We start from the raw sequence: 25,504 nt of genomic DNA, 5'->3' as shown, positions 1-25,504 counted from the left end.
CATCAATCGTCACACCCGGCCGAACACCAATGCCCCGTTGGTACCGCCGAAGCCGAAGCTGTTGGACATCACCGTGTTCAACGTTGCGGCACGCGTTTCACGCAGGATCGGGAAGCCTTCCGCGCGCGGGTCGAGCTCATCGATATGCGCCGAGCCGGCCATGAAGCCATCGCGCAGCATCAGCAGGCTGTAGATCGCCTCGTGCACGCTGGCCGCGCCCAACGAATGGCCGGACAGCGCCTTGGTCGAGGACAACGGCGGTACGTTGTCGCCGAATACTTCGCGCACCGCGCCCAGTTCGGTGACATCGCCCAGTGGGGTGGAGGTGCCGTGGGTGTTGAGATAATCGATCGGCTGGCTGAGGCCTTGCATGGCCATGTGCATGCAGCGCACCGCGCCTTCGCCGCTGGGCGCGACCATGTCCGCGCCATCGGAGGTCACGCCATAGCCGAGCAGTTCGGCATGGATGCGTGCGCCGCGCGCGATGGCGTGGTCGTAGTCTTCCAGCACCAGCATGCCGCCGCCGCTACCGATGACGAAGCCATCGCGCTGCGCATCGTACGGGCGCGAGGCGACCGCAGGACGATCGTTGAAGCCGGTCGACAACGCGCCCATCGCATCGAACATCACGCTCATGGTCCAGTGCAATTCTTCACCGCCGCCGGCGAACATCACATCCTGCGCGCCATGCCGGATCAGATCCGCAGCCGCGCCAATGCAATGCGCCGAGGTCGCACACGCTGCCGATAGCGAGTAGCTCAGGCCGCGAATCTTGAACGCGGTGGCCAACGATGCAGACACTGCGGAACACATCGTGCGCGGCACCATGTATGGGCCCACCTTGCGCACGCCACGGTTGCGCAGCAGATCGGCAGTTTCCACCTGCCACTGGCTGGAACCGCCACCGGAGCCGGCGATCACGCCGGTACGCAATGCGCTGACCTGTTCGGCATCCAGCCCGGCATCGGCGATCGCATCGCGCATCGCCAGATAGGCATACGCCGAGGCATCGCCCATGAAGCGCTTGAGCTTGCGGTCGATCAGGCTGTCCAGGTCCAGCGCCACCGCGCCGCCCACCTGGCTGCGCAGGCCGGCTTCGGCGTGATCGGGCAATGCGGTGATGCCCGAGCGGCTCTCGCGCAGTGCAGTGGAGACGGTGTCCAGATCATTGCCCAGACACGAATTGATGCCCATTCCGGTGACGACGACACGGCGCATCAGAAATTCTCCGTTGAAGTGAACATGCCTACGCGCAGGTCTTTGGCAGTGTAGATCTCGCGCCCGTCCACCAGCATGCGCGCATCGGTCTGCGCCATCACCAGCTTGCGGTTGATCACGCGGCTGACATCGATCTCGTAGCTCACCAGGGTGGCGCTCGGCAGCACCTGGCCGGTGAACTTGACCTCGCCGCAACCCAGCGCGCGGCCGCGACCCGGCGCGCCGATCCAGGTGAGGAAGAAGCCGGTCAGCTGCCACATCGCATCCAGGCCCAGGCAGCCGGGCATCACCGGGTCGCCGATGAAGTGGCAGCCGAAGAACCACAGGTCCGGGCGGACATCGAGTTCTGCGCGGATCACGCCCTTGCCGTGTGCGCCGCCGGTGTCGTTGATCTCGGTGATGCGGTCGAACATCAGCATCGGGTCGTTGGGCAGGCGGGCACTGTCGGGTCCGAACAATTCCCCACGCGCGCTGGCCAGCAATTGGTCACGCGAGTACGCACTTTGACGAGTCATGACGAACGTTTCCTGCAAGAAGCGATAAGGCGAAGCCGGCAAGCGTGCATGAGGGCGCGCGGTTCAATCAAACGTTTTATCCGTACGCATGCGTGCTGTGTTTAACCGGTTGCGCGGTGCGGCAAGCGGTCTGTGCAGGCCGGATCAAGGCGTGAGACGCGGCTGATTTATCATGTGCTGACGCTTTTGGAGAGACGCCAGCTTGATGCGCAAGATCGTGCACGTGGACATGGATGCGTTCTACGCGTCCGTGGAGCAACGTGACGATCCATCGCTGCGCGGCAAGCCGGTGGTGGTGGCCTGGCGCGGTGCGCGCTCGGTGGTGTGCGCAGCCTCGTATGAGGCGCGTACCTTCGGTATTCGTTCGGCCATGCCGGCGATGCGTGCCGAGCGTCTATGCCCGGATGCGGTGTTCGTGCCGCCGGATTTTGCGCGTTACAAGGCGGTGTCGCGGCAGGTGCGCGAGATCTTCCATCGGCATACCGATCTGGTCGAGCCGTTGTCGCTGGACGAAGCCTATCTGGATGTCACGCAAGCCAAGACCGGCATGCAACTGGCCACCGAAATCGCGCAACTGATCCGCACCCAGATCCGCGAGGAAACCCAGCTCACTGCATCGGCCGGCATCGCGCCGAACAAATTCCTGGCCAAGATCGCTTCGGACTGGCGCAAGCCCGACGGGCAGTTCGTCATCGCGCCCAGTCGTGTGGATGCGTTCCTGCTGCCGCTGCCGGTCAATCGTATTCCCGGCGTGGGCAAGGTGATGGATGGCAAGCTGGCGGCGTTGGGTATCGTCACCGTCAGCGATCTGCGGCTGCGTCCCCTGGAAGAATTGCAGGCGCATTTCGGCAGCTTCGGGCAGAGCCTGTATCGCCGCGCGCGTGGCATCGACGAGCGTCCGGTCGAGCCGGATCAGGAGGTGCAGTCGGTGTCCTCGGAAGACACCTTCAGCGAAGATATCGCGCTGGAGGCGCTGGATCCGCACATCCTGCGCCTGGCCGAAAAAACCTGGCTCGCCACGCGGCGCACCGAGCGTATCGGGCGCACCGTGGTGCTGAAATTGAAGACCTCGAACTTTCGCATTCTGACCCGCTCGTACACGCCGGAGCAGCCACCGGCCTCACTGGAGGCACTGGCAGAGATTGCATTGGCGCTGACCCGGCGCGTGGAGTTGCCTGCCGACACGCGCTATCGCCTGGTCGGTGTGGGTTTGAGCGGTTTCAGCGATGCGGAAGAGGGCGCGGTGCAGGGCGAGTTGTTCGGCGAGGTGCCTCAGGCGCAGTGAGTGCGATGCGCGGTGCCTGCACTGCTGCGGCGTTGGCGTGCTGTAGGCATCAATAACTGCATCGACGATGCATCCACACTCCCCATCGCTCCACGGTGACACGCTGTGAATCCTGCACTTCGTACACTGCGCCTCGCTCTCCCCACACAAGGCAGTCCGCATGTATCCGTATCCACTGGTGATTTTCGACCTGGATGGCACGCTGGTGGACAGCGCACCGAATATCGCCGAAGCGCTCAATGCCACCTTGCAGGAGCTTGGGCTGCAGCAGTTCAGCGAGGCGACGATCCGCAGCTGGATCGGCGAAGGCGTGCACGTGCTGCTTGCCACCGCGTTGCGCGAAGCCGGCGGCACGCACGATGCCGATACCGAAATGCCGGTGATGATGCGGCACTACGCAGCCTGCCTGCTGCACAACCCGCAGGTGTATCCCGGCGTTGCCGAGGCACTTGCAGGCTTGCGCGAGGCCGGCGTCACGCTGGCGTTGTGCACCAACAAGCCGTCGCGCTTTATCGCGCCGCTGCTGGAGCATCTGGGCATTGCGGCGCATTTCAGCACGGTGCTCGGTGGCGATTCGCTGCCGCAGCGCAAGCCAGATCCAGCGCCGCTGCTGCACCTGGCCAACCAGTTCCGGCACACCCCGCAGCAGTGCATGATGGTGGGCGATTCGGCGACCGATGCGGCCGCCGCAAATGCGGCTGCAATGCCGTTGGCGATGGTGCGCTACGGCTATTTGCGTGGGTTCGATGTACAGACCTCCGGCGCGGTTGCCATTGTCGATGACATGCGCGAACTGCTTGCGTTGAAGTAGTGCGCAGCAGCGCCACCGCAGATCGCCCATTTGAGAATGAATCGCATCTGTGTAGAATGCGAGGACAATCTTGACTGCGTTGTAGCGCCTTGCACGTACCCAGTGCACGTTGCACGCATCACTCCCACCGTGTCACCTCAAGCCGTCGCCAGAGGTCCATCTCCTGTCGAGAGGTTTGAGAATGTCCGCATCACGCCGGTCATGGATGTCTGTGCCTGCACGCCGTCCCGTGTTGTCCCACCGTCAGCTGGTGCTGGCCATTGCGCTCGGTTGTGGCGGCTGCATTTGCAGCGCATCTGCCGAAGACGCCGCAGCCGATCCGCAATCGCTGGACACCGTGCACGTCACCGCCGCGCAGATCGCACGCCAGGCCTTGGGGTCATCGGTGATCACCGCCGAAGACATCGAGCGGCGCCCGCCGGTCAACGACCTGTCGCAGCTGCTACGCACCATGCCGGGCGTCAATCTCACCGGCAACAGTGCCTCTGGCCAGTACGGCAATAACCGCCAAATCGATCTGCGCGGTATGGGCCCGGAAAACACGCTGATTCTGGTCGATGGCAAGCCGGTGGGATCGCGCGATGCCGTGCGCATGGGCCGCAGCGGCGAGCGCAATACGCGTGGCGACACCAACTGGGTGCCGGCCGAAGCGGTGGAGCGCATCGAAGTGCTGCGCGGCCCGGCTGCGGCACGCTATGGCTCGGGTGCCTCAGGTGGCGTGGTCAACATCATCACCAAAAAGCCCACCGGCGATCTGACCGGCTCGATGACGGTGTTCGGTCTTGTGCCGCAGCACAGTGCCGAAGGCGGTGGCCAGCGTGCCGGCTTCCAGCTCAGCGGCCCGCTGTCCGACACGTTCTCGTTCCGTCTCTACGGCAACCTCAACAAAACCGATCCGGATTCGCTGGATCTCAATCGTCGCTTCGCCAGCAACGCTGCCGCAGTGCCACCGGCCGGGCGCGAGGGCGTGCGCAACAAGGACATCAACGGCCTGCTGCGTTGGGACCCGATGGACGGCCAGGTGTTCGAACTCGATGCCGGTTTCAGCCGCCAGGGCAATCTGTACGCGGGCGATCGCGCGGTCAGTGCCGACGGCCTGGCCGGCGCGGATCTCAGCGCCTTGTTCGGCAGCGAAACCAATACCATGATCCGCCGCACCGCATCGCTGACCCATCGCGGCACCTGGGCGCTGGGCACCTCGCGCCTCACCGCGGCCTATGAAGGCACCGACAACACCCGCCTCAACGAAGGCCTGGCCGGCGGGCCGGAAGGCTCCATCGCCGCCGGCCTGCTCAACTCCACCGCCACGCTCGATAACCTCAACATCGATGGCGAATTCAACATGCCGTTGCAGGCCTGGGCCGAACAGGTGCTCACGCTGGGCTTCGAGCGCCGCCAGAGCCGCCTCAGCGATGCCTATTCGATGTCGCAGGCCGTCACCGCCGGCGGTGGCTTCCCCGGCCTTGCCGCAGGCGCACGCAGTCCACGCAGCGAGGCCACGCTCAGCGCGGTGTATCTGGAAGACAACATCTACGCCACCGAGCGGCTGACGCTCACGCCGGGCCTGCGGCTGGATCACCACAGCCAGTTCGGCAACAACCTCAGCCCCAGCCTCAACGTGCAATACAAACTCACCGAAGACTGGCTGCTCAAAGGCGGCATCGCGCGCGCGTTCAAGGCGCCAAACCTGTACCAGTCCAACGCCAATTATCTGTATTACACGCGCGGCAATGGCTGCCCGGTGCTGTTCCCCAATCTCGGCTCGGGCTGCTATATCCAGGGCAACGACAACCTCGATCCGGAGACCAGCATCAACAAGGAGATCGGCATCGAGTGGGCACCGCAGAGCGGTCACCACGCCTCGCTGACGTACTTCCATAACGCGTACGACGACAAGATCGTCGCCGGTATGACGCCGGTCAATATCACCGTCGACAGACGTGGGCAGGTGTTCCAGTGGACCAACGCATCGGAAGCGATCGTGCAGGGCGTGGAGGGCAATCTCACCCTGCCGCTGCTGGGCGAGCAGGGCCGCGAGCTGAAGTGGAATACCAACGTCACCTACATGATCGAGAACAAGAACACCGCCACCGATCAACCGCTGTCGGTGATCCCGGAATACACCGTCAACACCACGCTGGATTGGCAGCCGACCCAGGCCTTGTCGCTGCTGCTCACCGGGACCTTCTACGGCAAGCAGGAGTCGGCCACGCAATCGAGCACCAGCGGCGGTGCCATCGCCCCCGACACGCGCGACCCCTATGACCTGTGGGGCGTCAGTGCGCGTTACCGGATCACCCGCAAGGTCAGCGTGGGCGTCGGTGTGGACAATCTGTTCGACACCCGTCTGTTCCGCGAAGGCACCAACAACACCGGCGGCGCGGCGGGTGCAGCCACCTACAACGAACCCGGGCGCGCGTACTGGGCGAGCCTGAGTTTCGGCTTCTGACAGCGACGCGGCGCTGCGCGTGAACGTGCGCGCCGCAACAAGGAGAGTGCGATGACCCGACAGCATCGTTGGCGGCTTGCGTGTGCCGCTGCGCTGATGTGGATCGCCGGCGCTATGCCGGCGTTCGCGCAGCCGGATCTGACCCGCACGCTCGGCAGCACCGTTGCCGAGCGTCCCAGCGCCTCGTATGTCTTCAGCGCGTTGCGTTTGGACTCGGTCGATGGCCAACGCCGTTACCGTGTGCGGATTGCCTCACCCAAGGCAGCGCCGCCCGCTGCGGGATATCCGGTGGTGTATCTGCTGGATGGCAATGCGGCATTGATGGAACTGGATGAGCGCCTGCTCGACAGCCTGTCCACGCACGGCGCTGCACCGGTGCTGGTGTTCATCGCCGACGACAGTGCGCTGCGCATCGATGCGGTGGGGCGCAGTCTGGATTACACGCCTGCGCGTTTTACCGATGGCCGTGTGGAAACCGATCCGCTGAATCCACAGCGCAGGACCGGCGGCGCGGCCGCATTCGCGCAACTGATCGCCACACGCATTCGCCCGCAGGTGGAAGCGCGCGTGTCGGTCGATCGTCAGCGGCAAACGCTATGGGGCCATTCGTATGGCGGGCTGTTCGTGCTGCAGGTGTTGTTGACGCAGCCGCAGCTGTTTCAACACTACGTCGCGGTCGATCCATCGCTGTGGTGGGGCGATGGGTTTATCGTCCAGCAGGCGCGGCGCGTGGTGGATCAGGCACAAGCAGCTTCTGCAGACATGCAGCCATCGAAGCGTCGTCTGACGCTGACGGCAGGCGAGGGCAGGCCACCGGGACAAGATGCAGCACCGGATCGCCCCGGGCGGCCGCGTGCAGATCCACACGCTGCACGGAATCTCGTCACGCTGTTGTCGTCGTTACCCGGCCTCACCGCCGAGTACCAGCCGCTACCCGGCCTTAGCCATGGTCAGACGCTGGGTGCATCGCTTGCGCCAACGTTACGGGATGCAGCGACGCGTTGATGATGCCATCGAGCGATCGATCGAAGATCGATCGCTCGAGAAAACCAACAATCACGCTGCTGCCAATCGCATCACCATCGCCACGCGCACACAGCTGCTGCAACCCGGCACAGACGCTCAATCGTCGTGCGTCTCGCCTGTTGCCGCATCGTCATCGGCAGCCTCAGGCATCTCGCCATGCGTATCGTCGTTATCGGCGCGCGCGTAGTGCACGGTCTCCACCGGCCCACCCACCGCGCGCCCACGCACCGGCAGCAACGCGCTGGCCGCTTCGTACTCGGCCAGCAAGGCATGCCGCCGCGCTTCTGGCACCTCCTGCCAATGGCAGTCAGTCAACGCACCCTCGAGCGAATACAGCAGATTGAGGCTGGGCTTGAAGCCGGCGCGGCGCACTTTGACGAACGCGCCCACCGCGCCCACCGCCTGCAGATCCTCCTGCGTGCGCAGGCCAACCTGACGCAGCCACGCTGCACTTTTCGGGCCGATGTTGCGCAGCCGTTCTGTGGTCACGTCAGCGCGCCGACAAAGATCTGCGCAATGGCTTCCAGGCCGCGCTGGTCGTCGGCATCGAAGCGATCCAGCTCCGGGCTGTCCAGATCCAGCACGCCGATCAGCGCATCGCCCTTGACCAGCGGAATCACCAGCTCCGAGCGCGACGCCGAATCGCAGGCGATATGTCCGGGGAAGGCGTCCACGTCGGCAATGCGCTGGCTCTGCCGAGTGCTGGCGGCCGCGCCGCACACACCCTTGTCCAGCGGAATGCGCACGCAGGCCGGCAAGCCCTGAAACGGGCCCACCACCAGCTCGCGGCCGTCGTAAAAGTAGAAGCCGGCCCAGTTGAGCGACGGCAACGCGTTGAAGATCAGTGCGGCCAGGTTGGCGGCATTGGCGATCCGATCCGGCTCGCCATGCACCAGTGCCTGGGCCTGGGCGGTGAGCTGGGCGTATTGTTCCGGCTTGCTGCCGGTCAGCGAAGAAGTTGCGAACATGGCCGAAGTCTAGCAGCGGCCATCCGCAGGGTCGTTGCGACTCAGCGTTCCGTTTGGATCTGCACGCTATGCTGCGCGCCCTCACGGCAACCGCGGCGCGGCCGCAGGAACAAACGCATGCAGCTTTCGGCGTTCTATGTCACCGGCACCGACACCGGCATCGGCAAGACCATGGGCAGCACCGCGCTGCTGCACGCACTGCGCGCGCGCGGGCACACCGCAGTAGGCATGAAGCCGGTTGCCAGCGGTTGCGAGCAAACCGCGCACGGCTGGCGCAACGAGGACGCCCTGGCGCTGCAGGACGCCAGCGAGCCGCAACCCGACTACGCCACCCTCAATCCCTATGCCTTGCCGGCCCCGCTGGCGCCGGAGCTGGCTGCGGCCGATGTCGGCGTCACCCTGTCGCTGGAGCCGATCGCCCGCGCCTTCGCGCAATTGCGCGCGCAGGCCGAGGTGGTGGTGGTCGAAGGCGTCGGGGGCTGGGCCGCGCCGCTGAGCGCCGATCTGGACCAGGCCGATCTGGTCCGCGCACTCAAGCTGCCCGTCGTGCTGGTGGTCGGCGTGCGGCTGGGCTGCATCAATCACGCGCGCCTGACTGCCGCCGCCATCGCCGCCGATGGGCTGGAGTGCATCGGCTGGATCGCCAACGAAATCGATCCGCAGATGGAGCGCATCGAAGAGAACATCGACATGCTGCGCCAGCGCCTGACGATGCCGTGCTTGGGCCGGATCGCATGGCGTCCGGGTGCCGACGCTGCAACCCAGGCCAAGGGGCTGCAGCTGCCGCAGTGAGGTGGGGGCAATCAGGCGGGTAGCTATCTCAGGATGGCGAGAGAGAGCACGCCATCACAAGAAATATGTTTCGTTTATTTCGGATATCCGGCATTTCGTTTATGCTGGACCCCGTTTCCGTTGCACCAGCGTGCTCACATGTCGAACATTGCTCCGTCCAAGATGGTCCTGCCTGTCGAGCGCGAGGTCGCCGCTGCAGTGCAAGGCCAACGCGCCTTGGCGGCCTACCTTGCCACCAGCTTCGAAACCCAGCGCATCCAGATCTTCGACGACCAAAACCAGGCCCATCAGGTGGAATTGCCCACCTCCGCACTGCGTCTGCTGATGGATATCCTGGCCGAGCTCGCCGATGGCAATGCGGTGCAGGTGGTGCCCATCCACGCCGAGTTGACCACCCAGGAAGCTGCCGATCTGCTGAACGTTTCCCGGCCGCATATGGTCAAGTTGATGGAAGAGGGCGCGCTGGCGTTCCACCGCACCGGCAGACATCGCCGAGTGCGTTTTGCCGACCTGATGCAGTTCAAGCGCGAACGTGAGCGCGCCAGTGAGCAGGCCATGCAGGAACTGGCCACGCAGGCCCAGGAGCTGGCGCTGGGATATCAGTGAGGCATTCGCCGTTCACTGCAGTCTACGATGCGTGCGTGCTTTACCCGGCGCCGCTCCGGGACTTGTTGATGTGGCTTGGACTATCGGGCAGGTTCCGTGCGCGCTGGAGCGTGCAGATTCACCAGGAATGGAAGCGCAATTTATTGCTCAACCGGCGCGACCTCACAGCAGAGCAGGTGGACCGTACCTCGGCGCTGATGGACCGAGCCATTCCGGATTGCCTAGTAAGTGGCTACGAACCGTTGATTGAGGCGCTGCATCTGCCCGATCCAAACGATCGCCACGTGCTGGCCGCTGCGATCCGCTGCAGCGCCAGCGTGATCGTCACCTTCAACCTGAAAGATTTCCCGTCCGCCACGCTCGCTCCCTTTGGGATCGAGGCGCAGCACCCGGACGAGTTCATTGAGAATCTGTTCGATCTGGACAAGGCGGCCGTTGTCTCTGCCGCTCAACGCCAGCGTGCACAGCTGTGCAATCCAGGGATGGACGTGGAGCGCTATCTGGAGGTGCTACTACGACAAGGACTCGTCCAGACCGTTAAAGCGTTGACCATTTACCGCACGGTTCTCTGACAGCCTGGTGGGCATCGCAAAGCGACACCGGCACGAAAAACCGTCGAGAGGCCGCGACTCTGTCTTGGTGACTGCATGGTCCGATGACTTGGGATAAGCCAGCGATCAGACAATAAAAAAGCCCGACAGAGGGAGGGATCTGTCGGGCCGGATTGCATGGGGGGAGGGACCCATGCAAAGACGCTGAATTTTGGTGGCGGTTACGTGCGCCGGGTCTTGCCTTTCGTTGCATGCTCGCTGTTGGTCTCGAACTGCTGCTTGGCCAGTTGGCCGAGCGCATCGGAGGCCTTCAAGCCCAGGCCGACCACTTCCTGATTGACCGACGCCAGACGTTCCAGGTTGTCGCGGGCCAGTTGCAGCCCCTTCGGCCAGAGCGTCTGGTAGGCGCCCAGGTCGCGTGCCTGGGCAAACTCACCGAAGAAGCTGGTGGTCGCGCTCACGTTTTGCTCCAAGGTCTTCAGCTGCAGGCCAAACGCGTTTTCTGCGTGTTCCATCGCCAACTGGTTGGCGCGTGCCGCTGCGGAAGCAAAGCTGCTGAAGCCGTTTTCGAACTGCGCCGACATTGCGAACCCCTTGGGGAATGCTGTGACCGTTTGTTGCATTGCAGCATACGCGGATATTGTTGCGATGCAACACGTTTGCTGAAAATTTCCAAAACGGCTTCAAAAACCTCTTGAAATCAATGCACTATCCAGGCCGCAGAAACGGCAAAGCCGCCCAGTAGGCGGCTTTGCGTCACACGATTGCGCCAGGCGATCAGCCGCGATAACGGCAGCCAGACGTGCAGGTTTCATGTACCACGATCTCGCTCAACTGCGGCAGCGCCGGCTTGAGCTGCTGCCAGATCCAGATCGCCAGACGCTCGCTGGTCGGGTTCTCCAATCCCTCGATGTCGTTGAGGTAGTGGTGGTCCAGGCGGTCGTAGATCGGCTTGAAGGCGGCCTTGATGTCGCCGAAATCCATGATCCAGCCGGTCTCGGCACCCGGCTCGCCGCTGACATGCAGCTCGATCCGGAAGGAATGCCCGTGCAAGCGGGCGCACTTGTGCCCGGGCGGCACATTGGGAAGCCGATGCGCGGCTTCGAGCGTAAAGACTTTGAAGATATCCATGCGCGCCATTGTAAGTGCGCCAGTGCTTTTCGGGCTGTGCCAATCGCAGCGAGACAGCCCATCTGCGGGCTCTTGAAGGCAAACAGCAGGGCGTTGTTCTCGATGTGCTCAATCGCCATACGCAGCGCACCACGTCCGACGCGCGTCTTACCGCGTCTTGCTGCCAGCGTGTGTCACAGCGCGTCATATCCCTATGCAGTTATGTAATTTTTGTTAATCAATCGCGCATGGCCCACTGCAAAACCCCCATTCATGGATGCCGTGCGTGAAGCGCCCTACGCCTTACCTGCTGTCCCTTGCCGTTCTCTCGGCGCTGATTCCCCTCGCTCATGCCGACGACGCGACACCCGACACGGGCAAGACCCTGGCCACCGTCAGCGTCACCGGCTCCAATATCAAGCGCACCGACAGCGAAGGCCCGAACCCGGTGCAGGTGATCGACCGCCAGCAGCTGGAGCAGTCCGGCAAGGTCACCGTGGCCGACGCACTGCGCTCGATCTCCGCCAACACCGGCAACGCCACCAACGAGACCACCAACAACGGGTGGGCCTCCGGCTCGGCCGGCATCGGCCTGCGCGGGCTGTCGCAGAAGAACACCCTGGTGCTGCTCAACGGACGCCGCCTGGCCAACTACGGCTTTCCTGCCAATGGTCTGGGCGACACCTTCGTCAACCTCAACGCGCTGCCGCTGGTGGCGGTGGAACGCATCGAAGTGCTCAAGGACGGCGCCTCCGCCGTGTACGGCTCCGATGCGGTGGCCGGGGTGGTCAACATCATCACCCGGCAGGATTTCCAGGGCGCCGAACTCGGCATCAGCGGGGGTACCTCCGATCAGGGTGGCATGGACACCCAGCGCGCCAAGTTCATTGGCGGCATCGGCGATCTCGACAGCGACGGCTACAACATCCTTTTCAGTTTCGACGCCTACAACCGCGACCGGCTGGATCAGGACCAGCGCGAACTGACCCGCTCGGGCATCTATACCGATCTGCCCGGCGGGCGCTGGAACGGCTGGTCGGCCAAGGGCGCGCGCTATCTGGTCGGCGGCCGCTCGGTGCCGATGCTGGATGCGCAAGGCAACTGCCCCACCGGCACGGTGCTGACCGCCAGCGCGCCGATCGACGGCCTGGCCGGCGACACCTGCGGCTTCAACCAGGCCCCGTTCACCACGCTGATCCCCTCGACCAAGCGCTATCAGGCCTATACCAACGCCACGTTCCGGCTCAGCGACAACGTCGAAGCGTTTGGCGAGGCGCTCTATAGCGAGGTCAAGGGCGTGTCGATCTTCGGCTCCAGCCCGTACTTCACTCTGGAAGGCGGCCGCTTTGCGTTGAACGCCAGCAGCGGGCTGGCCGAGCCGGTGTCCAACCTGCTGCCGGCCTCCAGCCCGTACAACCCGTACGGCACCGCGGTGCCGATCGAATACACCTTCTTCGATCTGGGCCAGACGGTCAAAACCAACCGCTCGCAGTCCTACCGCTTTCTCGGCGGCGTGCGCGGCAAGACCGAACGCTGGGATTGGGAAGCGGCGGCGTTCGCCGCGCGCAGCACCGAGCACGAAACCGTGTCCGGTGGCTTCGCCAATCGCTTTACGTTGGCGCAGGCGCTGGCTGACGGCAGCTACAACCTGCTCAACCCGTCCACCACGCCGCAATCGGTGATCGACGGCATCAACCTCAGCACGCTGCGCCCGGCGCAATCGACGCTGCGCGGCGTCGATGCCAAAGTGTCCGGGAATCTGTTCGAGCTGCCGGTCGGCAGCGTCGGATTTGCCGCCGGTGCCGAGTGGCGGCAGGAAGAATTGGTCTCGCGCAATCCGCTGCAGATCGATCAAGGCCTGCAGATCCGCCCGGCGATTGCCGCGGTGGACGGCGAGCGCAAGGTGTCGGCGCTGTATGCCGAGGTCAATGTGCCGCTGCTGCAATCGCTGGAACTGCAACTTGCCGGGCGCGGCGATCATTACAGCGATTTCGGCAATGCGTTTTCGCCCAAGGCCAGCCTGCGCTGGCAACCGCTGGATGCCGTGCTGGTACGCGCCGCGGCCTCGCGTGGCTTTCGCGCGCCGTCGCTGTCGGAGAATGCGGCCAGTACGAATATCTCCTACGGCTCGGTGGTCGATCCGTTCGATCCGGACGTGCCGGGCTCGCGCCAGAACCCGACCTTCTTCACCGTCGGCAACACCGAGCTCAATCCGGAGCGCACGCGCAGCTACAACCTTGGCGTGGTGCTGTCGCCGTGGGCCGACACCAGCCTGAGCGTGGACTGGTACAAGATCGAACTGGAGAATCTGGTCGGCACCGGCAACAACGCCACCATCGTGCAGAACAACAACCCGGCCGATGTGATCCGCAACGAGCGCGGCACGCTGGTGGCGGTGTACAACCGTTATCAAAACCTCAGCGAGCTGACCACCTCCGGTATCGATGTCGAATTGCGCCAGCGCTGGCGCACCGAAGCGGCCGGCAACTTCGGCCTCAATACCGCTTACACCCACGTGCGCGATTACCGCCGCCCGACCGTGGTCGGTGGGCCGTTGCAGGATTACGCCGGCAGCAACCTCGGTCCCTCGTTGCCGCGCAACAAGGCAACCACCACGCTGGACTGGAACCTGGGCACCGTCAGCGCCGCACTGACCTGGTATTACACCGGCGGCTACGACCAGAAAGCCAGCGCGGCGGCCAGCGCATTGCAGTCGCGCGTGGGCGACTACAACCAGTTCGATCTGTATCTGGCTTACACCGGCATCGACAAACTCACGCTCTACGCCAAGGTCGAGAATCTGGCCGACAAGCAGCCGCCGGTGGATGCCTCGTTCCCGGGTATTCGCGCGCCGTACGACTTCACCCAGTACGACCTGCGTGGGCGCTATTTCACCGTGGGCCTGGACTATCGATTCTGATCGGCGCACGCACGGCCCGTGTGCGGCCGTGCGATGGTGGCTGTGTGCTCGCCAGCGCCCTGTATCAAACCAATCGCCGTTTACCCCGGACACTTTATTCAAGGAACTACGATGACCTCTTCGCAGCACGCCTGGCTACTCGCCCTGGCATTCGTCGCGCCTACCCTGGCGGCTCAACCTGCAGCACAACCCGCCGCGCTGCCCGGTTACGACGCCGATGCCGCACAGGCGCAACGCGCGCTGGAAGCACGTTTCGACAGCGGATTGAAGGACGCCGATTATCGCGGCTGGTTGAAGCAATGGGCGTCGGCGCCCAACCAGGTCGGCTCGCCGCATAACCTTGAAAACGCCCGCGATCTGCAAACGCGCCTGCGCGCCTACGGGTGGGATGCGCGCATCGAAACCTTCGAGGTGCTGTGGCCCTCGCCCAAGAGCTCGCAGCTGGAATTGCTCGGGGCCAAGCCGTATGTCGCCCGTCTCAAGGAGCCGCCGCTGCCGGGCGACAGTACCTCTACTCAGACCGACAACGCGCTGCCGCCGTATGTGATCTATGGCGGCAATGGCGATGTCACCGGCGACCTGGTCTATGTCAATTACGGCATTGCCGAAGACTACGAAGCGCTCGCGCGCAACGGCGTGGACGTACGCGGCAAGATCGTCATTGCGCGCTACGGCAAAGGTTGGCGCGGGCTCAAGCCGCGGCTGGCGCAGGAGCATGGTGCGATCGGCGCGATCATCTATTCCGATCCGCGCGACGACGGCTACTTCCAGGATCAGGCCTATCCGGATGGCCCGGCGCGCAATCAGTGGAGCGTGCAACGCGGCTCGGTCGCCAACTTCGCGATCTATCCCGGCGACCCGCTCACCCCGGGCGTCGGTGCAAGTAAGGGCGCCAAACGCCTGAAGATCGACCAGGCCGGCAGCGTCTTGAAGATTCCCACGCTGCCGATCAGCTGGGGCGACGCGCAGCCCTTGCTGGCCGCCCTGGGCGGGCCGGTGGCACCGGAGGACTGGCGCGGCGCCTTGCCGATCACCTACCGCATCGGCGGAGACGACACCGCGCGTGTGCACCTCAAGGTCGACGCGGACTGGGGCAGCAAGACCATCTACAACGTCATCGCCACCCTGCGCGGCAGCGAGTATCCGGACCAGTGGGTGGTGCGCGGCAATCACCGCGACGGCTGGGTGTTCGGTGCGGCCGATCCGCTTTCAGGCACCACCGCATTGCTGGCCGAAGCCAAGGCGATTGGCGAGCTGGCCAAGCAAGGCCAGCGCCCCAAGCGCACGCTCGTGTATGCCAGTTGGGATGGCGAAGAAGCCGGCCTGCTCGGCTCCACAGAGTGGGCCGAACAGCACGCCGACGAACTGCGCCGCAAGGCGGTGCTGTACGTCAACACCGATGGCAACGGACGCGGCTTTCTCAATGCCGGCGGCAGCCATGCGCTGCAACGCCTGGTCAACGGCGTGGCAGCGGATCTGCGCGACCCCGACAGCGGCGTGAGCGTGCTCGAACGGCAACGCGCACGTGCCCGCATCGATGCCTTGGCACCGGCCGCAAAGCCGGCGCAAAAAGACATCGCCAAGCAGGCCGCGGCCGGTGGCGATGTGCCGCTCAAGGCGCTGGGCTCGGGCAGCGACTACAGCCCGTTCCTGCAGCATCTGGGGCTGGCGACGCTGGATCTGGGCTACGGCGGGCAGGGCGGCGGTAGCGGCGTCTATCACTCGCTGTACGACTCCTACGATTATTTCGCGCGCTATATCGATCCGGATTTCAGCTATCTGCCGCTGTTGTCGCAGACCGTAGGCCGCACCGTGTTGCGCGTGGCAAATGCACCGGTGTTGCCGCAGCGTTTCGGCGACTTTGCCGATGCGGTGGCCGGTTACGCGCAGGAACTCAAGCAGCAGGCCGACAGCGATCGCACTGCCGCACGCACGCAGGCTGAGTTGTTGCAGGCCGGTGCCTACGCCGCGGTCGACAATCCCAATCGCCCGCAACGTGCCCCCGAGCCGAAAGTCGCAGTGCCGCAGATCGATTTCACCGCGCTGGATCAGGCCATCGCCCGCCTGCAGACCAGTGCCAAGCGCTACGACGGTGCACTCGCATCGCGCGGCGGCAGCCTGGATGCAGGCGTGCGCGGCAAGCTCAATGCCTCGCTGCAGCGCATCGACCAGACGCTGTTGGCCGAAGGCGGTTTGCCGGGCCGGCCGTGGTACCGGAACCTGATCTACGCACCGGGCCTGGCCACCGGCTACGAGGTCAAGACCTTGCCGGGTATTCGCGAAGCGCTGGAAGACCGGCGTTGGGACGATCTGAGCAAATACATCGTGCAGACCGCCGCAGTGCTGGATCGGTATCGCGAGGCGATCGATCGCAATACGGCATTGATCGAAGGCTAGGCAGCGCGCGCGCGCGGGCACGCATGTGTCATCCGTGTGGAAGCAAGCTGCGTCGCACATCTTTGGAATGCGCCGTTAGCGACATGCCCACATTGCCCCGCTTGCGCCCACAAAAAAGCCGCCCCGAAGGGCGGCTTTTTTCAGTTCACCGCATGCCTAAGCGCCGGTCGCACCGGCGCGCAGGATTCAGCGCGTGCCGCTCGGACGCTGACCACCACGGCCACCATCGCGACGGCCTGCGCCGGCACCGGCGGCAACACCGGCCTGACGCGGCCCGCTGCTGCGCTGGCCACCCGGCTTCTTCGGGCCGGCATGGGCATGCGCCTGACGCGGTGCATCGCCATGCGGACGACGGGCGTGGCTCTTGCGCGGCGCGCGATCGCCACCCGGCTGTTCGGCACGGCCCGGGGCGCTGTTGCCCCAACGGATCGGGGTCTGCGGCTCGTAGCCCGGCACGTCGCGGATTTCCACGTCGCGGCCCAGCATGCGCACGATCTGGCGCAGCAGCTTGGCCTCGTCCTGCGCCACCAGCGAGATCGCCTCGCCGGTGGAGCCGTTACGGCCGGTACGGCCGATGCGGTGCACGTAATCCTCGGCCACCATCGGCAGGTCGTAGTTGATGACCTTCGGCAGCTCGTTGATGTCGATGCCGCGCGCGGCGATATCGGTGGCCACCAGCACGGTCACACGGCCGGCCTTGAAGTCGCTCAGGGCACGCATGCGCTGACCCTGGCTCTTGTTGCCGTGGATCGCCGCGGTCTTGATGCCGGACTTTTCCAGGAACAGCGCCAGCTTGTCGCTGCCGTGCTTGGTGCGCGCAAAGACCAGGGTCTGCTCGCGGCTGTCCTGCGCCAGCAGGTGCAGCAGCAGATCGCGCTTGCGGGCGCCATCGACCGGGTGCACGCGGTGGGTGATGCTCTCGGCCACGGTGTTGCTCGGGGTGACCTGGATCTGCATCGGGTTGCGCATGAATTCCAGCGCCAGCTGCTTGATGTTCTCTTCGAACGTGGCCGAGAACAGCAGGGTCTGGCGGTCCTGGCGCGGCAGCTTGGTCAGGATGCGCTTGATCGACGGCAAAAAGCCCATGTCGAGCATGCGGTCGGCTTCGTCCAGGATCAGCACTTCGATGCCGGACAGGTCCACGCTGCGACGCTCGATATGGTCGATCAGCCGGCCCGGGCAGGCGATCAGCAGATCAACGCCACGACGCAGGGTGTCGAGCTGGTTGCCCATGCCCACGCCGCCGTAGATCACCGCGCTCGGAATGCGCAGGTACTTGCTGTAGCCGCGCAGGCTGTCATGCACCTGGGTGGCCAGCTCACGGGTGGGGGTCAGGATCAGCGCGCGCGGCTTGCGCGGGCCGTTGACCGGCTGCGGCGTGGTGCCCAGGTGCTGCAGCAGCGGCAGGCCGAACGCGGCGGTCTTGCCGGTACCGGTCTGTGCGCCGGCCAGCAGGTCGTGACCTGCCAGTACCAGCGGGATCGCCTGCTGCTGGATCGCGGTGGGGGTTTCATAGCCCTGCTCGGCCAACGCGCGCAGCAGGAAGGGCGCAAGGCCCAGGGATTCAAAAGACATCAGGAAGCTCCAAGTAAAGCGTCGCCACCAGGCAGAGCCCGGAGCGCAGACGCATTGCAGATGCAAAAAAGTGAGGCTCGGAGCGTTCCCGTGAACCGCGCTGCGAGATGGTGGAACAACCCAATCAAAGAGCGATGGGTTTGTCGGCACCACGAAAGGCGTCGGGTGGGGCGGGCGAGCGGATCGATCGATCCTGGCCTCGCCGGCTGTCCCTAAGGGAAACGGACGGCCGCATGCAGACCCGGCAAGTGTACGCGCGTTTGGCGCGCTGCACAAAAGGCGAGTTCATCGGTTGGGCTACGGGTCAGTTGTTTCAACTGCAACCAGTGTTGCAGCAGGCCGTACAATCGGCCGATCAGCCACAGCACAGGATGGTCATGAAGCTAGGTTCCCTGAAGGAAGGCGGCCGCGACGGCAGCCTGATCGTGGTCTCGCGCGATCTGCGCACGGCGGTGCGCGCCACCGGTATCGCGCCCACGCTGCAGCGCGCGCTGGAGGACTGGAGCAATGTCGCGCCGCGCCTGAATGCCTTGTCGGCTTCGCTCAACGAGGGCAGTGCCGATGGCGTGTTCGATCTGGATCTGCAGGCACTGGCCGCACCGTTGCCGCGCGCCTACGAGTTCGTCGACGGCAGCGCCTACCTGCCGCATGTGGAGCGGGTGCGTCGTGCGCGCAATGCCGAGGTGCCGGAGAGCTTTTACACCGACCCGCTGATGTACCAGGCCACCAGCGCCGGGTTCTACGGCCCGCGCGACGCCATCAAGGTGATCAGCGAGGAGCACGGCATCGATCTGGAAGCCGAGCTGGTGGTGATCACCGACGACGTGCCGATGGGCGCATCGCCCGAGCAGGCCTCTGCGCACATCCAGCTGGTTGGCCTGGTCAACGACGTGTCGCTGCGCAACCTGATTCCGGCCGAGCTCGCCAAGGGCTTCGGTTTCGTGCAATCCAAGCCGCGCTCGGCGCTGTCGCCGGTGTTCGTCACCGTGGACGAATTGGACGAAGCATGGCGCGACAACAAGGTGCATCTGCCGCTGGTCACCCACGTCAACGGCACCTGGTTCGGTGCGCCGGAAGCCGGCAACGACATGCAGTTCGACTTCGCCCAATTGATCGCCCACGCTGCTAAAACGCGGCCGCTGTCGGCCGGCACCATCGTTGGCTCCGGCACCATCGCCAATCAGGACACCACGCTGGGCGCCTCGTGTTTTGCCGAACAGCGCGTGGTGGAAACCTTGCGCGACGGCAAGCCGAGCACGCCGTTCATGTCCTTCGGCGACGTGGTGCGGATCGAAATGTTCGATGCCGATGGCACCAGCATCTTCGGGGCGATCGAACAGCGCATCGAACGTCAGCCGCTGCCATGACATCGGCAAAGGCGTGTGCGAAGTTTGCTACGAAGAACTGCACACGGGGCAGGGCATGAGCGCGCCACTGGAATTGTTTTCGTACTGGCGCTCCAGCGCGGCGTATCGCGTGCGTATCGGCCTGCAGTTGAAGGCGCTGGCCTACATCGCGCATCCGGTGCACCTGGTGCGCGATGGCGGCGAGCAACACGCGCCGGCGTATGCGCAGCTCAATCCGCAGGAACTGGTGCCCACGTTGCGGCATGGCGCGGTGGTGATTCCGCAGTCGCTGGCGATCCTGGAATATCTGGAAGATGCGTTCCCGGACAGTGCGCGGTTGCTACCCGCCGCGCCGGCCGAGCGCGCCCGCGTGCGTGCATTGGCGCAGGTCATCGCCTGCGATGTGCATCCGCTCAACAATCTGCGCGTCACCCAGTTTTTCGAACGCGAATGGCAACTGGCTGCCGCACAACGCCAGGAGTGGACGCAGCACTGGATGCAACGCGGGTTTGCGGCATTGGAAGCGCAGTTGGGCAATGACCTGCACACCGGCGCGTTCTGCCACGGCGACACGCCTGGTCTGGCCGATTGCGTGCTGATTCCGCAGCTCTACAACGCGCGCCGTTTCGCCGTCGATCTGACGCCGTATCCAACCCTGCAACGCATCGAACAGGCCTGCCTGGCACTGCCGGCGTTCGATGCGGCGCGGCCGGAAGTGCAGCCTGACGCTGCAGTGTAGACGCGGGGAGTTGCCGGCTGCTCTGCCCTTCGGGCAGCCTCCCGCAATGCGGGGGCGCGCAGAGCGATCGACGCGCGTGCGGCCGCTGATGCTCACGCCGGTCTACTGCAGGGTGCTGATCTGTTGCTTGGCTGCAGGGCCCTTGCCCGCCCACCATCGCGGGACACGCCGCAAGTACGTCCGTGTAGGCTCTTACGCGGCATCCATGCCGCGTAAGGTCCCGCGACGGTGGGCGGGCAAGGACCAGTCAAGATGGTCGGTGCGCGTAGCTATTCTCAAAGCAACCAGCAGACTTTCTGGTGCGGTGTCCTGGCCGATTGCGGGACCATGTGGCGGCATGGATGCCGCCACTGAGCCTCCATGGACGGATTCACGGCGTGTCCCGCGAGCGGTGAGGGCACCGCGCCCTCGACCCGACTAGGCCTGTTGATCTGGACTTTTGACTGCATCCAGACAAGATGCGACCAACAAAACCACTGCGCTCACCGCCAGGCGGCCGCACGCCACATTTTGTTGGTCGCTCTAAACAAACCCGTGGCTGATCTTGGGCGCCGCTGCCGTTTCGTAATCCGCATACGGGTCGTGCTCGCCGGAGCCACCTTCGGACAGGCGGAACTTCAGTGCCAGACCATCACGCGAGTCGGCGGCGCGCAGCGCTTCCTCCTGCTCGATCTCGCCTGACTTGACCATGCGGAACAGGCATTGGTCGAAGGTCTGCATGCCTTCTTCCAGCGATTCTTCCATCGCCGCCTTGACCTCGTGCACCTGCCCGCGTCGCAGTAGGTCGCGAATCATTGGGGTGTTGAGCAACACTTCGGTGGCGGGGCGGCGGCGTCCGTCCTGGCCCTTGACCAGGCGTTGCGACACCACCGCACGCAAATTCAGCGCCAGATTCATCAGCACGTTCTTGTGCGCGCTTTCCGGGAAGAAATTGAGAATGCGCTCGATGGTCTGGTCGGCGTTGTTGGAATGCAGCGTCGCCAGACACAGATGACCGGTTTCGGCAAATGCAATCGCCGCCTCCATGGTCTCGGCATCCAGGATTTCGCCGATCAGGATCACGTCCGGCGCCTCGCGCATCGCGTTCTTCAGCGCGCTCTGGAAGGTGTGGGTGTCCAGGCCGACTTCGCGCTGGTTCACGATCGACATCTTGTGCTTGTGCAGGTACTCGATCGGGTCCTCGATGGTGAGGATGTGCCCCGTGGTGGTGCTGTTGCGGTGGTCGATCATCGACGCCAGCGAGGTCGACTTGCCGGAACCGGTCGAGCCGACCAGCAGCACCAGGCCGCGCGGCGTCATGATGACGTCCTTGAGCACCTGCGGCAGGTTGAGCTCTTCGATGCTCGGGATCCGGCTGCGGATGGCGCGGATCACCATGCCTGCTTCGCCGCGCTGCTTGAACACGTTCACACGGAAGCGCCCGGCGTCGGGCAGCGAGATGGCCATATTGAGTTCCAGGTCGCGCTCGAACTGCGGCACCTGGCCCTCGTCCATCAACGAGTAGGCGATTTTCTTGACCATCCCCGGCGGCAACCCCGTATTGCCGAGCGGGTAGAGCTTGCCTTCGATCTTGATGTACACCGGCGCGCCGGTGGTCAAAAACATGTCCGAGGCATTCTTTTCGGTCATCAGCTTCAGGAAGTAGCCGATATCCATGCGCAATGGTTCCCCAACAAACAGCAGCGTCTCGTTGCAAGTCCGCCGCAGGCTTCCGACAATGGCCGTGCTCGAGACTTCTCGCTACGGCTCCCCTAATGACGGCTAGCTTCGCATACTTGCGGCGATCCCTGTATGGCATCGCCTGTTTCATGGTTCTTTCCTCTCCCGCCGCCGCCCAGGTGGCACCGGAGCTCACCGCCGCCGAACAGGCCGTGCAACGCGCCACCCAGGCCGATGCCGACCAATACGCCCCCGATCTGGTCAATCTGGCCCGACAGGAATTGATGCAGGCCCAGCAGGCGCAACTGGACAAGCGCCAGCGCAAGCAGGTGCCGCAGATCGCCTTGCGCGCTGCTGCCGATGCCGATCTGGCCAAGGCACGCAGCGAAGAAGCGGTGGTCACCGCCCAGCTGGAACAGCGCCGCAAGGAAGTGGCGCAGCTGCAGAACAGCCTCAACACCGGGGAGGGTGGCCGATGAAACTGCGTCCTCTTGTCTATATCGGTGTCATGAGCCTGGCCACACTGCCGTCGCTGGCAATGGCCGCCAAGGACGACCCGCAGGCCGACGCGCTCAACCGGCGTTTGGCTGCGCTGCAGAACGACCCGCAGACCAATGAACTGGCCCGCTTCGAGCGGCTGCAGGCGCAGCAGAGCGTGGCGGCGCTGGCCGAAGCCAAGCGGCGCGACCGCGACGAACTGGTATTTCTGGCCGACCGCCGGGTCGAAATCGCCGAACGCACCGCCCGCACCGCACTGGCGCGGCGCGAGCTGGATCGGCTGGAAGGCACCCGCAACGATCTGCTGATCGAAGCCAGCCGCCGGGATGCCTCACGCGCCCGGCAAGAGGCCGAGCGTCTGCGCGTGCAGGCGCAGATCCAGGCCGAAGAAGCCGAGCGCATGCGACAGGCGGCCGAGCAGGAAACCCTGGCCCGCCAAGACGCCGAGCTGGCGCTGACCAGCGTGGCCGGCAAGCAGACCGCCAAACTCAATGCGGCCCAGCAGAAAGCCGTGCAACTGGCGCACGAAGAAGCCGAACTTGTGTCCGGGGCCAAGTTGCCCTCCGCCAGGTTCGAACCCCGCGGCGAAGTGTTTTCGTTGGGTAGCGGCGCGTTCGGCGGCAAGACCGCGCTGTCCGGCGATGCTGCAGGGCAGGCCAAGGCGTTGGCCGAATATCTGAACATCGGCAAGAAGGGTCGGGTGAGCATTGTCGGTTTCGACAGCGATGCAGCCACGGCCAAGAAGCGGGCCGAAGCGGTGCGCGATGCCCTGGTCGCCGCGGGTGTGGCCAGTGGACGCTTGCAGGTCAGCGGGACCAAGGCTGCCGCCAGCAAGACGCGCGCTGCCGAGGTGGTCGTCTCGCCGTAATGCAAGTGGTTGGAAGTTAAGGTCTTTTAACCCTGGCATGACGCCCGGTTGAACCGCGGTCACTGATTGACACAGGGAACGGCAAAAGCAGCCGTTCTGGCCTTGAACCCCCTCCGCGACCGGCGTAGGGTCGTACTCCCGGGTAGCACTCCGCTGCCTGGAAGTACGGAGGGCCGGGCCAGTGACGCAAGGGCACGCAATAACGCAATTCGGTGGAAAGATTGTTGGTTCCGCCAGTGCGCTTGCCATTGTGATCCGCGAGTCTTCCATCCCCAAGCTGCGCCCTGTGCCATCCGTGGCCGGGGCGTTCTTGTTTTAAGTGAAGGAGGTAACGCCATGTTCGAAGGGCAACCGCAGACCGAAATCGACGCATTGGTCAAGTCCGATCCCGAGTTCAAGCAGCTGTACCAACGCCACAAGCTCTTGAACAAGAAATGCATGGATGCCGAACTCGGGGTGCTCCCGATCGACGACGTGACCTTGGGCCAGATGAAACGCGAGAAATTGCAGGCCAAAGAAAAACTCACCCGGATGTACGACCAGCTCACGCACTGATCCTTCCCCACATCCAGAACAAGTTCACCGCCGCGGGCGGTGGCAGCCTCCTCGTCGGCTCGCCACCGTCCGCGTCTTTATGTGTGCGGCCGTCGGAGCGGCGGCTGAGCACGCTCGTTCATAGGCGAGCGCGATCGTTTCCAGTCTGAATGAGCATTCCCCAGCCGTTCGTCGGATAATGGGCGGCCTAGCCCACGCGGCGCAGCGACGATATCCCGATGGCGATCCACTCCTCCGTACTCGAACTGATCGGCAACACGCCGATCGTCAAGGCACAGCACCTGGACACCGGCGTCTGCGAGCTGTTCTTCAAGCTGGAGGCGGCCAACCCCGGTGGATCGATCAAGGACCGTATCGGCCTGTCGATGATCGAAGCGGCCGAACAGCGCGGCGATCTGACTCCTGGCGCCACGCTGGTCGAAGGCACGGCCGGCAACACCGGCCTGGGCCTGGCGCTGGTGGCGCAGCAGAAGGGCTACAAGCTGATCCTGGTGGTGCCGGACAAGATGAGCCGCGAGAAGATCTTCAACCTCAAGGCCATGGGTGCCCAGGTGGTGCTGACGCGCTCGGACGTGGCCAAGGGCCACCCGGAGTACTATCAGGACCTGGCCGCCAAGATCGCCGCCGAGACGCCCGGCGCCTACTTCATCAATCAGTTCGGCAACCCGGACAACCCGGCCGCGCATGAATTCGGCACCGGGCCGGAAATCCTGGCGCAGATGGACGGCAATCTGGACGCGATCGTGTTCGGTTGCGGCAGCTCCGGCACCATGACCGGCCTGTCGCGTGCGTTCGCTACCGCCTCGCCGCACACCGAGCTGGTGCTGGCCGACCCGGTCGGCTCGATCCTGACCCAGTACATCGAAGAAGGCACAGTCAGCGAGAAATCCGGCAGCTGGCTGGTCGAAGGCATCGGCGAGGACTTCCTGCCGGATATCTCCGATTTCTCGCGGGTCAAGAAGGCCTATTCGATCACCGATGCGGAAAGCTTTCACACCGCGCGCGAATTGCTGGCCAAGGAGGGCATCCTCGGCGGCTCGTCCACCGGCACCTTGCTGGCCGCGGCGCTGAAGTATTGCCGCGAGCAGACCACGCCCAAGCGCGTGCTGGTGTTCGTCTGCGATACCGGCAACAAGTACCTGTCCAAGATGTACAACGACTACTGGATGCTGGACAACGGTTTTCTGGAGCGCCCGCAGCACGGCGATCTGCGCGACCTGATCCTGCGCCCTTACAACAAGCGCGACACCGTGGTGGTGGGCCCGAAAGACTTGCTGACCACCGCCTATCAGCGCATGAAGCTGTACGACGTTTCGCAGCTGCCGGTGATCGACGACGGCGAGCTGGTCGGCATCGTCGACGAAAGCGACGTGCTTCTGCATGTGTATGGCGACGAGGCGCGTTTCCGCGACCCGATCTCCACCGCCATGGTCAGCAAGCTCGATCGCCTGGACGTCGCCTCCCCGATCGAAGCGCTGCTGCCGGTGTTCGACCGCGGCCAGGTCGCCATCGTCATGGACGGCAACCAGTTCCTGGGCCTGATCACCCGTATCGACCTGCTCAACTACCTGCGCCGCCGCGTGCAGTGATCGCATGCAGTGATCGGTAGCGCCGCG

At 64.5% G+C, this 25,504-nt stretch carries 23 protein-coding genes; 15 read left to right on the top strand and 8 right to left on the bottom strand.

Annotated features, from left to right (window positions below; all coding sequences use genetic code 11):
* Positions 1-9: 9 nt before the first annotated feature.
* Both fabB and fabA read right to left on the bottom strand, forming a co-directional pair.
* Entirely contained in the window at positions 10-1,218 is a 1,209-nt protein-coding gene (fabB, locus tag AC1PLU_RS19380) for a beta-ketoacyl-ACP synthase I (RefSeq protein WP_104549312.1), read from the bottom strand.
* Positions 1,218-1,733: a 3-hydroxyacyl-[acyl-carrier-protein] dehydratase FabA gene (fabA, locus tag AC1PLU_RS19375; protein WP_006450453.1), complete on the bottom strand. Its 516-nt coding sequence runs from the start codon at positions 1,731-1,733 to the stop codon at positions 1,218-1,220. Before fabA ends, fabB begins: the two co-directional genes overlap by 1 nt.
* Positions 1,734-1,938: 205 nt before the next feature.
* Between fabA and dinB the strand changes: the two genes are divergently transcribed.
* From dinB to AC1PLU_RS19355, 4 genes are all read left to right on the top strand, one after another.
* Positions 1,939-3,018, top strand: coding sequence for a DNA polymerase IV (gene dinB, locus AC1PLU_RS19370; RefSeq protein WP_115039703.1), 1,080 nt, complete (start codon positions 1,939-1,941; stop codon positions 3,016-3,018).
* A gap of 160 nt (positions 3,019-3,178) precedes the next feature.
* The gene (locus AC1PLU_RS19365) at positions 3,179-3,829 is read left to right on the top strand and encodes a phosphoglycolate phosphatase (RefSeq protein ID WP_481106999.1); all 651 of its coding nucleotides are present in this window, start codon (positions 3,179-3,181) and stop codon (positions 3,827-3,829) included.
* A gap of 232 nt (positions 3,830-4,061) precedes the next feature.
* Positions 4,062-6,278 carry a TonB-dependent siderophore receptor gene (locus AC1PLU_RS19360; RefSeq protein WP_481108558.1) on the top strand — a complete coding sequence of 739 codons (2,217 nt, stop codon included), beginning with the start codon at positions 4,062-4,064 and terminating at the stop codon, positions 6,276-6,278.
* Positions 6,279-6,374: 96 nt separating this feature from the next.
* A complete protein-coding gene (locus AC1PLU_RS19355) occupies positions 6,375-7,283 on the top strand; it encodes an alpha/beta hydrolase (RefSeq protein ID WP_176341666.1) in 909 nt (302 codons plus the stop codon).
* Between the two features lie 117 nt (positions 7,284-7,400).
* Here the strand turns inward: AC1PLU_RS19355 and AC1PLU_RS19350 are convergent, their stop codons facing one another.
* Complete coding sequence (locus AC1PLU_RS19350) at positions 7,401-7,793, bottom strand: TfoX/Sxy family DNA transformation protein (RefSeq protein ID WP_176341622.1); 393 nt, start codon at positions 7,791-7,793, stop codon at positions 7,401-7,403.
* Positions 7,790-8,272: a GAF domain-containing protein gene (locus AC1PLU_RS19345; RefSeq protein WP_024938377.1), complete on the bottom strand. Its 483-nt coding sequence runs from the start codon at positions 8,270-8,272 to the stop codon at positions 7,790-7,792. The genes AC1PLU_RS19350 and AC1PLU_RS19345 overlap by 4 nt, the downstream gene beginning before the upstream one ends.
* Before the next feature lie 117 nt (positions 8,273-8,389).
* Here AC1PLU_RS19345 and bioD point away from each other — a divergent pair, with 117 nt between their 5' ends.
* The 3 genes from bioD (at position 8,390) to AC1PLU_RS19330 (ending at position 10,242) form a co-directional block, all read left to right on the top strand.
* Positions 8,390-9,064 (top strand): dethiobiotin synthase, encoded by a 675-nt coding sequence (gene bioD, locus AC1PLU_RS19340; protein ID WP_481106998.1) that lies wholly within the window; start codon positions 8,390-8,392, stop codon positions 9,062-9,064.
* A gap of 138 nt (positions 9,065-9,202) precedes the next feature.
* A complete protein-coding gene (locus AC1PLU_RS19335) occupies positions 9,203-9,670 on the top strand; it encodes a helix-turn-helix domain-containing protein (RefSeq protein WP_168957174.1) in 468 nt (155 codons plus the stop codon).
* 35 nt (positions 9,671-9,705) lie between these two features.
* A complete protein-coding gene (locus AC1PLU_RS19330; RefSeq protein ID WP_481106997.1) occupies positions 9,706-10,242 on the top strand; it encodes a VapC50 family PIN domain-containing toxin in 537 nt (178 codons plus the stop codon).
* A gap of 200 nt (positions 10,243-10,442) precedes the next feature.
* Here the strand turns inward: AC1PLU_RS19330 and AC1PLU_RS19325 are convergent, their stop codons facing one another.
* Together AC1PLU_RS19325 and queD are read right to left on the bottom strand one after the other, a co-directional pair.
* Positions 10,443-10,805, bottom strand: a complete 363-nt coding sequence (locus AC1PLU_RS19325) for a phasin family protein (RefSeq protein WP_481093579.1) — start codon at positions 10,803-10,805, stop codon at positions 10,443-10,445.
* 193 nt (positions 10,806-10,998) lie between these two features.
* Positions 10,999-11,352 carry a 6-carboxytetrahydropterin synthase QueD gene (queD, locus tag AC1PLU_RS19320; protein WP_043888904.1) on the bottom strand — a complete coding sequence of 118 codons (354 nt, stop codon included), beginning with the start codon at positions 11,350-11,352 and terminating at the stop codon, positions 10,999-11,001.
* A 265-nt stretch (positions 11,353-11,617) separates the two neighbouring features.
* Here queD and AC1PLU_RS19315 point away from each other — a divergent pair, with 265 nt between their 5' ends.
* Both AC1PLU_RS19315 and AC1PLU_RS19310 read left to right on the top strand, forming a co-directional pair.
* Positions 11,618-14,251 (top strand): TonB-dependent receptor, encoded by a 2,634-nt coding sequence (locus AC1PLU_RS19315; protein WP_481106996.1) that lies wholly within the window; start codon positions 11,618-11,620, stop codon positions 14,249-14,251.
* A gap of 111 nt (positions 14,252-14,362) precedes the next feature.
* Entirely contained in the window at positions 14,363-16,648 is a 2,286-nt protein-coding gene (locus AC1PLU_RS19310; RefSeq protein ID WP_481106995.1) for a transferrin receptor-like dimerization domain-containing protein, read from the top strand.
* A 186-nt stretch (positions 16,649-16,834) separates the two neighbouring features.
* On the opposite strand, the gene AC1PLU_RS19305 is transcribed toward AC1PLU_RS19310, so the two are convergent.
* A complete protein-coding gene (locus AC1PLU_RS19305; protein ID WP_006450465.1) occupies positions 16,835-18,223 on the bottom strand; it encodes a DEAD/DEAH box helicase in 1,389 nt (462 codons plus the stop codon).
* Between the two features lie 308 nt (positions 18,224-18,531).
* On the opposite strand from AC1PLU_RS19305, the gene AC1PLU_RS19300 reads away from it, so the two are divergent.
* Entirely contained in the window at positions 18,532-19,590 is a 1,059-nt protein-coding gene (locus AC1PLU_RS19300; RefSeq protein ID WP_183086956.1) for a fumarylacetoacetate hydrolase family protein, read from the top strand.
* A 55-nt stretch (positions 19,591-19,645) separates the two neighbouring features.
* The gene (gene maiA, locus AC1PLU_RS19295) at positions 19,646-20,308 is read left to right on the top strand and encodes a maleylacetoacetate isomerase (RefSeq protein ID WP_481106994.1); all 663 of its coding nucleotides are present in this window, start codon (positions 19,646-19,648) and stop codon (positions 20,306-20,308) included.
* A gap of 522 nt (positions 20,309-20,830) precedes the next feature.
* On the opposite strand, the gene AC1PLU_RS19290 is transcribed toward maiA, so the two are convergent.
* The gene (locus AC1PLU_RS19290; RefSeq protein ID WP_006449645.1) at positions 20,831-21,964 is read right to left on the bottom strand and encodes a PilT/PilU family type 4a pilus ATPase; all 1,134 of its coding nucleotides are present in this window, start codon (positions 21,962-21,964) and stop codon (positions 20,831-20,833) included.
* 98 nt (positions 21,965-22,062) lie between these two features.
* Between AC1PLU_RS19290 and AC1PLU_RS19285 the strand changes: the two genes are divergently transcribed.
* The 4 genes from AC1PLU_RS19285 to AC1PLU_RS19270 all read left to right on the top strand — a co-directional run bounded on the left by AC1PLU_RS19285 (position 22,063) and on the right by AC1PLU_RS19270 (position 25,477).
* The gene (locus AC1PLU_RS19285) at positions 22,063-22,446 is read left to right on the top strand and encodes a DUF4398 domain-containing protein (RefSeq protein WP_006449646.1); all 384 of its coding nucleotides are present in this window, start codon (positions 22,063-22,065) and stop codon (positions 22,444-22,446) included.
* On the top strand, positions 22,443-23,333 hold the full coding sequence (locus AC1PLU_RS19280) for an OmpA family protein (RefSeq protein WP_481106993.1): 891 nt from the start codon (positions 22,443-22,445) through the stop codon (positions 23,331-23,333). The genes AC1PLU_RS19285 and AC1PLU_RS19280 overlap by 4 nt, the downstream gene beginning before the upstream one ends.
* A 336-nt stretch (positions 23,334-23,669) precedes the next feature.
* Positions 23,670-23,888, top strand: a complete 219-nt coding sequence (locus AC1PLU_RS19275) for an HP1242/YdcH family protein (RefSeq protein WP_002814034.1) — start codon at positions 23,670-23,672, stop codon at positions 23,886-23,888.
* A 218-nt stretch (positions 23,889-24,106) separates the two neighbouring features.
* Positions 24,107-25,477: a pyridoxal-phosphate dependent enzyme gene (locus AC1PLU_RS19270; protein ID WP_074056614.1), complete on the top strand. Its 1,371-nt coding sequence runs from the start codon at positions 24,107-24,109 to the stop codon at positions 25,475-25,477.
* The last annotated feature ends 27 nt before the right edge of the window (positions 25,478-25,504 follow it).

This window comes from Xanthomonas sp. NCPPB 2933, assembly GCF_056725225.1.
Note: the sequence above shows the minus strand (reverse complement) of the source record. Positions and strands in the feature narration are given on the sequence as shown.